General features: G+C 61.8%; 10 protein-coding genes and 1 riboswitch. Of the genes, 5 read left to right on the top strand and 5 right to left on the bottom strand.

Going from position 1 to position 12,010, the window contains the following annotated elements; translation table 11 throughout:
* The coding region (locus ATY76_RS18280; protein ID WP_245309996.1) for an IS630 transposase-related protein at window positions 1-313 on the bottom strand (313 nt) is incomplete at its 3' end.
* A gap of 76 nt (window positions 314-389) precedes the next feature.
* A complete protein-coding gene (locus tag ATY76_RS18275) occupies window positions 390-1,829 on the bottom strand; it encodes an FAD-binding oxidoreductase (protein ID WP_088676166.1) in 1,440 nt (479 codons plus the stop codon).
* A 211-nt stretch (window positions 1,830-2,040) separates the two neighbouring features.
* Here ATY76_RS18275 and ATY76_RS18270 point away from each other — a divergent pair, with 211 nt between their 5' ends.
* Entirely contained in the window at window positions 2,041-4,353 is a 2,313-nt protein-coding gene (locus tag ATY76_RS18270) for an NADP-dependent malic enzyme (RefSeq protein WP_088676165.1), read from the top strand.
* A gap of 32 nt (window positions 4,354-4,385) precedes the next feature.
* Here the strand turns inward: ATY76_RS18270 and ATY76_RS18265 are convergent, their stop codons facing one another.
* Window positions 4,386-4,706 carry a low molecular weight protein tyrosine phosphatase family protein gene (locus tag ATY76_RS18265; RefSeq protein WP_088676164.1) on the bottom strand — a complete coding sequence of 107 codons (321 nt, stop codon included), beginning with the start codon at window positions 4,704-4,706 and terminating at the stop codon, window positions 4,386-4,388.
* Window positions 4,707-4,922: 216 nt separating this feature from the next.
* On the opposite strand from ATY76_RS18265, the gene ATY76_RS18260 reads away from it, so the two are divergent.
* Window positions 4,923-6,008 (top strand): DUF2865 domain-containing protein, encoded by a 1,086-nt coding sequence (locus ATY76_RS18260; protein WP_088676163.1) that lies wholly within the window; start codon window positions 4,923-4,925, stop codon window positions 6,006-6,008.
* A 10-nt stretch (window positions 6,009-6,018) separates the two neighbouring features.
* Here ATY76_RS18260 and bluB read toward each other — a convergent pair whose 3' ends face one another.
* Complete coding sequence (gene bluB, locus ATY76_RS18255; RefSeq protein ID WP_088676162.1) at window positions 6,019-6,708, bottom strand: 5,6-dimethylbenzimidazole synthase; 690 nt, start codon at window positions 6,706-6,708, stop codon at window positions 6,019-6,021.
* Window positions 6,709-6,749: 41 nt separating this feature from the next.
* Window positions 6,750-6,937, bottom strand: a riboswitch (cobalamin riboswitch).
* Window positions 6,938-7,214: 277 nt separating this feature from the next.
* Here bluB and ATY76_RS18250 point away from each other — a divergent pair.
* From ATY76_RS18250 to ATY76_RS18240, 3 genes are all read left to right on the top strand, one after another.
* Window positions 7,215-9,089: a methyl-accepting chemotaxis protein gene (locus tag ATY76_RS18250; protein WP_088676161.1), complete on the top strand. Its 1,875-nt coding sequence runs from the start codon at window positions 7,215-7,217 to the stop codon at window positions 9,087-9,089.
* A 57-nt stretch (window positions 9,090-9,146) separates the two neighbouring features.
* Window positions 9,147-9,731 (top strand): hypothetical protein, encoded by a 585-nt coding sequence (locus ATY76_RS18245; RefSeq protein ID WP_088676160.1) that lies wholly within the window; start codon window positions 9,147-9,149, stop codon window positions 9,729-9,731.
* Between the two features lie 335 nt (window positions 9,732-10,066).
* A complete protein-coding gene (locus tag ATY76_RS18240; protein WP_088676159.1) occupies window positions 10,067-11,134 on the top strand; it encodes a 3-deoxy-7-phosphoheptulonate synthase in 1,068 nt (355 codons plus the stop codon).
* 98 nt (window positions 11,135-11,232) lie between these two features.
* Here the strand turns inward: ATY76_RS18240 and ATY76_RS18235 are convergent, their stop codons facing one another.
* Complete coding sequence (locus ATY76_RS18235; RefSeq protein ID WP_088676170.1) at window positions 11,233-11,799, bottom strand: hypothetical protein; 567 nt, start codon at window positions 11,797-11,799, stop codon at window positions 11,233-11,235.
* Window positions 11,800-12,010 lie beyond the last annotated feature (211 nt).

Here is a 12,010-nt window from a genome sequence, read left to right as displayed (position 1 = left end):
ATCGGGAAAGTTCCGCCGGATCGGCCTTCATCTTGTGTTCCGCAAGCAGCCGCAACGCCAGTTCCGGCATGGTGATGTCGGGCTGCGTTTCAACGGCATCGATGAGGAACCTCTCAAACCGGGCAAGTCTCCCGCCGCGAGGACGCCCCTGGCGACCGGGAGAAAGAGAGCCATGCTCGGCAACCCGTTGCAGCAGCTTGACCGCAAAGCTGTCACTGACGCCAAAGCGGCGAGCCGCCGCGCGGCGGAAATGCCCTGCCTCAACGTAGGCAACAACGCGGGAGCGAAGGTCTGAAGAATAGGACTTGGCCATGGATGCACCTCCTGGCCAAGTGAATCAAATCAGTCGCAAAGCGGAACCCAACGATTCAGATTTTCAATCCGATGCTCTAGGCAGCCCGCACGGCCGCCATCGGCTTCACGTTCTGGTTCATCCGGAACAGATTGTTCGGATCGTAGCGCAGCTTGATTTCGGCAAGACGGGCGTAATTGGCGCCGTAAGCCATCTCCACCCGATCCGTCTCGTCCTCAGGCATAAAGTTGATGTAGGCGGTGCCGACCGCATGCGGCTTGGTTGCCTCGAAGAGTTCGCGCGCCCAGCCGATGCAGCTTGCATCCATTCCGATTTCCCGCCAGCGCGCATGCACGTTCATGACGAAATGCGAGCTGCGTTGCGGAAATGCGGTGGCCTCGTTCGGAACGCGGCCGGCCGCACCGCCGACATGGCCGACGAATATCTCACATTCCGGCCCCGGCAGCTTGCGCACCGCATTGAGGAGGACGTCGATCGCCGCATCGGAGAGTGAGGCGAAATCCTGGCTCTTCCAGTAATTGCGCGCGCCCGGCGTCAGAAGCGGATCGAAGGCCTGCTGCCAGCCGACGAACGGCACCGGGCCGACGACGTCGGCGATCGGCTTTCCGATGCCGCGCAATCTGGCTGTCGTCTTTTCGCCCGCGGCGATATCTCCGCAATAGCACATGGCGAGCACGACGATCTCCTTGCCGTGCCATTCGGCCGGCAGGAAGGGCAGCGGCGGCGCCTGGCGCATCACCACCCAGCAGGTCAGCTCGTCGGGTGCGGCTTCCAGCGCTTGCCGATATTCCCGGAGCACCTTTTCCGCATCGGCGAAGGGATGCACCACAAGCCCGGCCAAAACCTCGGAATGGAGCGGATTAAGCTGGAATTCGAAGGAGGTCACGACTCCGAAATTGCCGCCGCCGCCGCGCAGCGCCCAGAAGAGGTCCGGTCTTTCCGTCTCACTCGCCTTGACCAGCTCGCCATCGGCCGTCACCACATCCACCGAAATCAGATTGTCGAGGGTCAGCCCGAATTTCCGCGTCAGCCAGCCGAAACCGCCGCCGAGCGTCAGTCCGGCAATGCCGGTCGTGGAATTGATCCCGGTCGGCAGCACCAGCCCGAAGGCCAGCGTTTCCTTGTCGACGTCGCCAAGCGTCGCACCCGGCTCGACCCTGGCGCGGCGCGTCTCGGTATCCACCCGCACGGATTTCATCGGCGACAGATCGATGACGATACCGCCCTCGCACATGGCATTGCCGGCAATGCCGTGCCCGCCGCCGCGCACCGAAACGAGCAGGCTGTTGTCGCGCGCAAAGCGCACGGCGCGCACGACATCGGCCGCCCCTGCGCAGCGCGCGATGAGGCCCGGACGGCGATCGATCATCGCATTCCAGATCGACCGCGCCTCATCATAATTCATGTCTTTACCGGTCAGGAGACTGCCGCGAAATCCGGCGGCAAATGCATCGATGGCCACATCATTGACCATCGTCTGACCCCTTTGCAGGGTCGTCAGGTTCAAATTGTCCATGATTTCCTCCATGCGACCGGCGCCCCGCACCGTCGCGGCGGCATCTTGCGCTCGCTGCAGCCCTCAAACAAGTTTTCCAAAAGGATTAGTACCGCGGACGGCTGCCATCCGCCCCGCCGAAAACTTCGCCCATCCGCCATTTCCATACTGTCGCCCGTATCCGATTGATGTATGGAGGGAACTCCAGAAAAAGACGTGCACGGAGGCGGCAATGGATCATCAGGATAAATCCAAGACGGAAAAGAACCTGCCGGGCGGCGATCTCGACGAGCAGGCGCTCTTCTTCCATCGCTATCCCCGCCCCGGCAAGCTCGAGATCCAGGCGACCAAGCCGCTCGGCAACCAGCGCGACCTGGCGCTCGCCTATTCCCCGGGCGTCGCCGCCCCCTGCCTTGCCATCCGCGACAATCCTGAAACGGCGGCCGACTACACGTCCCGCGCCAATCTCGTCGCCGTCATTTCCAACGGCACCGCCGTGCTCGGCCTCGGCAATATCGGCCCGCTGGCTTCGAAGCCGGTCATGGAGGGCAAGGCCGTGCTCTTCAAGAAATTCGCCGGCATCGACGTCTTCGACATTGAGATCGACGCCGCAAGCGTCGAGCAGATGGTCTCGACCGTCTCCTCGCTGGAGCCGACCTTCGGCGGCATCAACCTCGAGGACATCAAGGCGCCGGAATGCTTCGAAGTCGAGCGGCGCCTGCGCGAGAAGATGAAGATCCCGGTCTTCCACGACGACCAGCACGGCACGGCGATCATCGTCGCCGCGGCGATCCTGAACGGGCTGGAGCTCGCAGGCAAGTCGATCGAGAACGTCAAGATCGTCGCCTCCGGCGCGGGTGCCGCCGCCCTTGCCTGCCTCAACCTGCTGGTGACCCTCGGGGCAAAACGCGAAAACATCTGGGTCCACGATATCGAAGGCCTCGTCTATGAGGGCCGCACTGAGTTGATGGACGAATGGAAGTCCGTCTACGCCCAGAAGAGCGATACGCGCACGCTGGCTGAAAACATCGGCGGCGCCGATGTCTTCCTCGGCCTCTCGGCCGCCGGTGTCCTGAAGCCGGAGCTGCTGGCGCAGATGGCCGACAAGCCGCTGATCATGGCGCTTGCCAATCCGACGCCTGAGATCATGCCGGATCTCGCCCGCGCCGCCCGCCCGGATGCGATGATCTGCACCGGCCGCTCGGATTTCGCCAACCAGGTCAACAACGTCCTCTGCTTCCCCTATATCTTCCGCGGCGCGCTTGATTGCGGCGCCGAGACGATCAACGAGGAAATGAAGATGGCGGCCGTGCGCGCCATCGCGGCACTCGCCCGCGAAGAGCCGTCCGATGTCGCCGCCCGCGCCTATTCCGGCGAGACCCCGGTCTTCGGCCCGGACTATCTCATCCCCTCGCCCTTCGATCCGCGCCTCATCCTGCGCATCGCGCCGGCCGTCGCCAAAGCCGCAGAACAGAGCGGCGTCGCCCGCCGCCCGATCCAGGATTTCGACGCCTATTTCGACCAGCTGAACCGTTTCGTCTTCCGCTCCGGCTTCGTCATGAAGCCGATCTTCACCGCGGCCAAGGCCGCCGAGCGCAAGCGCGTCATCTTCTCCGAAGGCGAAGACGAGCGCGTGCTGCGCGCCGCCCAGGTGCTGCTTGAGGAAGGCCTGGCCAAACCGATCCTGATCGGCCGTCCGCAGGTCATCGAAACGCGTCTCAAGCGCTACGGCCTGCGCATCCGGCCGCTGCAGGATTTCGAAGTCATCAATCCGGAAGACGATCCGCGCTTCCGCGAATATGTCGATCTCTACTTCTCGCTCGTCGGCCGGCGCGGCGTCATTCCGGAAGCTGCCCGCACCATCGTGCGCACCAACACAACAGTCATCGGCGCGCTGGCGCTGAGGCGCGGCGAGGCCGATGCGCTGATCTGCGGCCTCGAAGGCCGCTATGAGAAGCATCTGCGCGATGTCCGCCAGATCATCGGCAAGCGTCCGAACGTGCGAGATTTCTCCGCGCTCAGCCTGATGATCTCGCAGCGCGGCGCCACCTTCTTCACCGACACCTACGTTACCTTCAATCCAAGCGCCGAGGAGATCGCCGAGGCAACGGTGATGGCCGCCGAGGAAATCCGCCGCTTCGGCATCACCCCGCGCGCCGCCCTCGTCTCGCATTCCAACTTCGGCTCGCGCGAATCCGAAAGTGCGACGAAGATGCGCAACGCGCTGCAGCTCGTGCGCGACGCTGCCCCAGATCTCGAAGTCGATGGCGAAATGCACGGCGAAAGCGCCATCACCGAAGCCCTGCGCAAGCGCGTCATGCCGCACACCACGCTGCACGACGAGGCGAACCTGCTGGTCTTCCCGAACCTAGATGCAGCCAACATCACGCTCGGCGTGGTCAAGTCGATGACGGACGGCCTGCATGTCGGCCCGATCCTGCTCGGCGCCGCCATGCCGGCCCACATCCTGGCGCCCTCGGTCACCTCCCGCGGCGTCGTCAACATGGCCGCTCTTGCCGTCGTCGAGGCATCGCAGCCGGCGTGAGCCGGCTGCCGAGCGATCTCGGCGGACTGACCTTACAGATGCTGAGGGATCTTTGCCTTCAGCAGCCGGATGAGCCCAGGGTCCATAAAATCGTAATCATCGGGAATATGAAGGCATATCAGACGCTTGCCTTTGAGAGCTGACCTGTACCTGTTCTGGACTTTCGTACGGTGAGTTCTCTCCATCACGAAAATGATATCGGCCCACTCGACCAGCTCGCTCGACAGGGGATTTTCGGCATCATTGTTCGTGCCGGCAGAGGAAACCTCAATATCGGGCCAGTCTGCGAAAACCTGTTCTGCCGTCGGGCTGCGAAGTTTGTTCTGGCTGCATACGAAAAGGACGTTTTTCACGTTTCGATCTCATCTGAGGAGGAGCAAGGCTCGCGATAGCACAACTCTTCGCAGAGAGCGAAACCAGAAGGCCGATCACCACCGCCGCTGGATAAAATCGCGAAAATGCGCTAAGAATTTCTCTGAGCTTCTTAAGAGAAACACGCTAAGAGAACACGCGCGGCGAAGTGACGTCGCATCGACCCATCGACCGTTTGCTCATTCCGGGACGACGCCGTGAAACGCCGAAACCTGTCTCTCGTACTTTTTCTTGCGTTGGCATCGCCTGCCGCCGCGCAGTCAAGCGCCATCTGCAACGACCTGCGCGGCCGCCTCGCCGACCTGCCGCGATCGATCGGCAACAATAACGGGCCGGAAGCACGCCAATATGCCGGCGCGATTGCCGAGCAGAACCTCGAGCTCCGCAAGGTCCGCAACGATTTGCGCAGCTATGATTGCACCTCGCGCAGCATGGTCGTGATCGGCGGTGAGAATGCCGATTATTGCGCCGAGCTCTCGCAGGCCGAAGCCCGGATGATCGACAATATCCGCTATCTCCAGGACCGCCGCGACGAGTTGCGCAGTCAGGGCGGTGACGCCGCGCGCCGCGAACTGATGGCCGCTCTGGAACGCAACGGCTGCAACAGCGAGAATTTCTACGCGCCGTCCGAACGCAGCGCCAACGATCCCGCCCCGAGCATCGAGGAACAGGCGATGCGCGGCGACACCTTCATTCCGCTCGGCGGCGGCGGGTATGATCCGCATTACGGCCTGCCGCAGGCCGAGATGCTCTCACCGGTCAGCACCATCTGCGTGCGCAGCTGCGACGGCGGTTTCTTTCCGATCAGTTCGAACGCCACTTCGGTCGATTTCGGCCGCGATGCCCAGACCTGCGCCAAGATGTGCCCCGGCATCGAGACCCAGCTCTTCTATCGCGACGTCAGGAGCACGGAAGCCTCGAACATGATCTCGGTGGCGACAGGCACGCCCTACAGCGCCATGAAGAACGCCTTCGCCTACAAGAACCGGGCGCCCGGCGAGAAAAACGCTTGCGCCTGCAATCTCACCGCCTATTACAATGAGATGCGCGGCAAGCAGGCCGTGAACGAACCGCCGCAGCAGGGCTCGATCACGACTATCCGCACCAATCCGCCGGAGAAGACCGCGACAGCACCCGTGCCGCAGCCATCCGTTCCGGAACGTCCCTACGATCCCACGCAGAACAAGGTTCGCCAGGTCGGCCCGCAATTCCTCGCCGGCGACCAAGGCACGATCGATCTCGCCAATCCGGCAACGCCCGGCCCGCAGCCGCAGCAGCAGTGATCGCGGCGGGTCAGCCCTCGCTCCGCCCCCAGCCATCATGGAAGACAAGCTCTTCGAGCGGCAGCCTTTGCCGCCAGCCTTTGACCGCGAGTTCCGGCTCGTCGTAAAGCCGGTCAACGAAACCGGCGCAGAGCCAGGCGACCACTTCGATATGACTCGGTATCCCGAGAATGGCTTTCAGATCGTCTTCGCGAAAGATGCTGACCCAGCCGATGCCGATCCCTTCCGCCCGCGCCGCAAGCCAGAGGTTCTGGATGGCACAAACGGTCGAATAGGAATCCATCCTCGGATTGTGGGTGCGGCCAAGCACCACGCTGCCGCTGCGCGTCGGATCGCAGGTCACGCAGATGCCGAGCGGCGCCTCGACGATGCCTTCGAGCTTCAGCGAGCGGTATGCCTGGCGCCGCTCGCCCTCGAACATCAGCGCCGCCTCCTCGTTGGCCGTCATGAAGGCATCGCGCACCTGCGCCCTCACCTCGGCATTCTTGACCAGAATGAAGTTCCACGGCTGCATGAAACCGACGGAGGGCGCGTGATGGGCGGCCGTCAACAGCCGCTCCACGACATCCTCCGGCAAGGGATCGGGCAGGAACTGGCTGCGCACGTCACGCCGCGTCATGATCGCATGATAGACGGCCTCACGTTCGGCCATCGAAAAACCGGATGCCACTGACAGGGCATCCTCGTCAAAGGGTCGCATCGTCAAATCCCCAACAACGCAACCGCCCGCCGTCCGCGCGGGTTGGGTCTATCTCGTCAGGCCGGTCTTCTGACTTGGCGTCATCCGTCTGCCGCAGCCTTCCCGGCAAGAGCCAGTGGCATGATGAAGCGGCAGGCGTCGGCCTTACAGCGTTGGGCACGTTCCGGGCTTGCACCGGATTCCCGATTCTCCCGCCTCGACGGCAGGCACCTGACGGCGCATCTATTTCAGGAAACCGACGCTGCGGCAAGCCGGGCCCGAAGAGACGTCAATCGACAAGCCTCGTCGAATTTTCGAGCGTGCCGACCGTGATACAGCCGCAGGCATGGACCGCTATTTCACTTTATCTTTTCTTTACAAAAAAAATACACACTGCGATTGCGCGTTTTGGGCTGCAAGGAGGACATGGGCATGAGTGCTCATGCTGCGGCCGCCAGCGTGGATGCCGTATTGATACGCCGGTCGGGAATCACATCCGACTGCGCCGCATTTCGAGGCCCCGCGGCATGTTCCAATTTCTGAAAACGATGCCACTGACGGCAAAGCTGGCCGCCATCATCGTCGCCGTCAATCTCTGCGGCATCTCCGCCCTCGCCACCTATAGCTGGATGTACGAAACGCGGGCATTGGTCGATGGCGCCAAGGCGAACTGGGCCAAGGATGCTGAACAGTTCGCGTCTCTCGCCGCAGGCGGCGTCAAATGGGGCAAGGCGAACGCCGTTCGCGACGCTTATTCGCTCTACCGTGACGACCCTTCGCTCGACCTCGTTCAGTTCGCGGCGTTCAACGCGGATCTTGCCGCCGTCGATAGCTGGATGCGCGACGGAAGCACCGGCTTGCCTGCCGTCGACGACTTGAAGAAAAGCCTCGGCGCCAAGCCTGATAAAACGGTGATCGACGACACCGGCGTGTCGTCCGGCGTGGTGACGATCATCGCGCCGCTGCCGCTGGACAAATCCGGCAAGAGCACCGGCTATGTCGTTACCAACTGGTCCGTCGAGAAGATCGCCTCCGAAGTCCAGCAGAAGGTCCTCGTTTCGCTGATCACCCAATCGGTGATCACCGCGCTCGCCGTCGCGGCGTTCCTTCTCGCCATGCGCAGCCTCGTCGGTCGCCCGCTTCGGATCCTCAGCGCAAGAATCAGCGCTCTGCAGAAAGGCGACCTCGCCTCTCCCGTCACCTACAGGGAAAATGGCGATGAAATCGGCTTCCTGGCGCGGGCATTGGAAGTTTTCCGTGAGGAGGCGATTGCCAAGGTCGAAAGAGAACGGGCGGTTGCCGAGCAGAGCGCCTCGCTCGATGCCGAAAGGGCGCGCAACGCATCCTTGACGGAAGAAGCGAGCAATACCCAACGAATGGTCATGAGCACGCTCGCCAACGCATTGGAAAGGCTTGCCGCAGGCGACTTTTCGATCAAGCTCGCCGATCTCGGCCCCGAATTCGATAAGTTGCGGCAGGATTTCAACCGCATGGTCGAAGCGGTCGCCGCCGCTCTGACGGAGATCAAGACGGCGTCGGTCGCCGTCGAAGGCGGCTCCAGCGAGCTTGCCTCCTCTGCCGATCAGCTCGCCAGGCGCACGGAACAGCAGGCCGCGGCACTGGAAGAGACTGCAGCCGCCCTCGACGAGGTCACCTCGACGGTCAGGACATCGTCACAGCGAGCTGAAAATGCCGGCCAGCTGGTCGAGGAGACCAAACGCAGCGCCCATGTCTCGGCGACGGTGGTGCGGGATGCGATCGGCGCCATGGACCGCATCCAGACGTCCTCAAGCCAGATCGGCCGCATCATCGGCGTCATCGATGAAATCGCCTTCCAGACGAACCTGCTGGCGCTGAACGCCGGCGTCGAGGCCGCCCGTGCCGGCGAGGCCGGCAAGGGCTTTGCGGTCGTCGCCCAGGAGGTACGTGAGCTCGCCCAGCGTTCCGCCAATGCAGCGAAGGAAATCAAGAACCTGATCAGCGTATCGGGCCAGGAGGTCGCCGCCGGCGTCGGTCTCGTCAACCAGACGGGCGATGCCCTATTGAAGATCGAGGAGCAGATCAACCGCATCAGCGACAGCATCGCCTCCCTCGTCCAGTCCTATCGCGAGCAGGCCACAGGCCTGCAGGAAATCAACGGCGCGATTAACCAGATGGATCAGGCGACCCAGCAGAATGCGGCAATGGTCGAAGAAACGAACGCAGCCTGCCAGGAACTGCTGACGCAGGGCCGCCTGCTGCAGGATTCGGCCGGCAGGTTCACCGTCGGCGGCTCTGTCGCCAGCCAGCCCAAACCCGCTCAACCCGTTCGCCAGTCTCGCACCGAGCAGCGGGTCGTTACGCAGCGGCACGCAGGAAATGCCGCCGTTGCTGCCGCTCCCGGCGCCTGGGAAGAGTTCTGACGCCATATGCCTTCGATAACTTATTCCTCAACAACCGATCATCAGGAAGGGAACACAATGAAAAGAGTTGTAACCGCATTGCTTCTGGCCTGCAGCGCATCTGCCGTGCCCATGGGTTTCTCCATGGCGCAGGATGCCGCTCAGCTCGCCCCGATCGCCGACTATGTAAAGAGCGACGTCACGCCCTGGCTCAGTGATCCCGCCATCGTCGACGCCCTCAAGGCGCAGGACGCTGCCAACGCCAACCTGAGCGCAACCGATATCGACGCCCTCGACAAGAAGTGGCGCGCCGAGGTCGATGGCTCCGATCATTCGATGATCGACGGCGTGCTGGGCAATGCGCTGTCCAAATTCCTCCAGGACAAGAAGGCTGCTTCCGGCGGCAAGATCACCGAGATCTTCGTCATGGACGCAAAGGGCCTGAATGTCGGCCAGAGCGACGTCACATCCGATTACTGGCAGGGCGACGAAGCCAAGTTCCAGAAATCCTTCGGCGCGGGCAAGGATGCCGTCTTCATCGACGAAATCGAAAAGGACGAATCGACCCAGACACTGCAGTCGCAGGCAAGCGTGACGATCTCCGACCACAATGGCACACCGATCGGCGCCATCACGATCGGCGTGAACGTCGACGCCCTCTGATTTGCCAAAGCTGCATGTCGTTCCTAAGAAAGGCATGCAGAAACAAAGATTTGAAAGAACGTCGCATCGGCATACCGATTGCGGCGTTCTTTATAAGAGCATCCGGAGGCTCGATTTTCCGGCTGTAGATTCTGCGTGACAAGGCGAGGCCGCCACGCTAAACACGCCTCATGTCGATCACATCCGTCTACGCATCGCGATTTTATTCGTACCGCTGCTCCCAGCGGATGCGGGTCTATGCGTAACTGAAGTCAACGCGACGACAACCCGAACAGCCGCTAGTCTACCTGGCGGCTTTTTTGTTTCGCTCGGTATGACCAAACAGGAGCCATACCGTGTCCGATACCATCGATGATCTGCGTATCCTCGAAATCACCCCGCTGACCAAACCCGCCGATATCATCGCGGAAATCCCCCGAACCGCTGCCGTCAGCGAGACGGTGACCAGCAACCGCAATGCGATCCATAAGATTCTCGAAGGAGAGGACGACCGCCTGGTCGTCGTGATCGGCCCCTGCTCCATCCACGATCCTGCCGCGGCACGCGAATATGCCGAGCGGCTGGCGGAACAGCGGCAGCGCTTCTCCGGCGATCTCGAAATCGTCATGCGCGTCTATTTCGAAAAGCCCCGCACCACGGTCGGCTGGAAGGGCCTGATGAACGATCCGCATCTCGATGGCAGCTACCGCATCGAGGAAGGGCTTCGGATTGCCCGGCGCCTGCTGCTCGACATCAATGCCATGGGCCTGCCAGCCGGCGTCGAATTCCTCGAGACGATCACGCCGCAATACATTACCGATCTCGTGAGCTGGGGCGCTATCGGGGCACGCACGACCGAAAGCCAGATCCATCGCCAGCTCGCCTCCGGCCTCTCCTGCCCGATCGGCTTCAAGAACGGCACGGATGGCGGCGCCCGCGTGGCGCTCGATGCGATCCTCGCCGCGTCGCAGCCACATCACTTCCCCGCCGTCACCAAGGATGGCCAGGCGGCGATCGCCTCAACCAAAGGCAACGAGGATTGCCACATCATCCTTCGCGGCGGCAAGCGCCCGAACTATGAGGCAGCCGACGTCCATGCGGTCGTCAGCGAAGCCGTCAAGCTCGGCGTGGATCCGCGCATCCTCATCGATGCCAGCCATGCCAATAGCAGCAAGGACCCGATGAACCAGCCGCGCGTCGTCAAGGACGTCGCCGGACAGATCGCCGTCGGCAACCACCACATCAAGGGCATGATGATCGAAAGCAACCTCGTCGCCGGCCGCCAGGATCTCGTTCCCGGCAAACCGCTCGTCTACGGCCAGTCCATCACCGACGGCTGCATCGACTGGGATATGTCGGTCGCCGTGCTGGAAGACTTGGCAAAATCCGCCCGCGAGCGGCGCAAGGCAGCCGTCGCAGCCTGATGGTCAGCATTAAGCGCAACAGGCAGACACCCGGCGCCCATTATAGGGCGGCGGGTGCCAACCCGGTTATCTCACGAGTACGCCGAATAGGAGCCGATTTAATAGAGCAGCCATGCATCCTTTGAATCGGGCTCGTGTTCAGTCGCGACCCTGTAATAGGTACGCATATCGTCACGCTCTTTTTCGTAAGTCCACTTCAAGCCCCATCTGCATTCGTCCGTCATGCACTCACGGCTCTTCGATTCGAACATATCGAGTTGAAATGGCTCGCCATTGATTTCGCCGGTGATCGAGCCGGTTTTCCCCTTATCCTTCGATATGAGTTCAAACGCCCCTGCTCGACCATCCAGACAGTAGATCTTCCCGCGATAGGTTCGCTCGCCGGTCTCCAGCTTCCAGAAATTTGTCTTCACTTGCGATACCCTGTAGCGACCCTTGCATTGCTGCCTTTCGGCCGAGCCGATCTCAATCGTTCCCCCCATCTGCTCACTCTCGTTACTTGCGATCACCTTTCCGAGCACCGGAGTACCCGTTGCGAGGTAGCTTCCCTCGACACCACGGACAAAAAGATATGAACATCCTGCGAGCGTGAAACCCGTTGCCACAACGAAGCCTGCGATCGTGAAACCACGCAGCGTCCACGCGCATCTCAAGATAGCCAGCAAGTCTATACCTCCAGGTTTGCGGATGCAAAATGAGCGGGTTGGAGCAGTGGGCGACCGGCCGTTATCAGCCAGGATAACACTGATATTCAGATCGCAATATTTCCCCACAATCGTGAAGATGATAAATGCCATAGCTCATCTTGAAATAGAATACTCCGCCCGCTTCGGCGAGTTACACCGGGTGGACTGTTCTGGCTAGTGGCCGCCGCGG

Origin of the sequence: Rhizobium sp. R339 (assembly GCF_002211395.1) — a bacterium.
Classification (GTDB): domain Bacteria; phylum Pseudomonadota; class Alphaproteobacteria; order Rhizobiales; family Rhizobiaceae; genus Rhizobium.
Note: the sequence above shows the minus strand (reverse complement) of the source record. Positions and strands in the feature narration are given on the sequence as shown.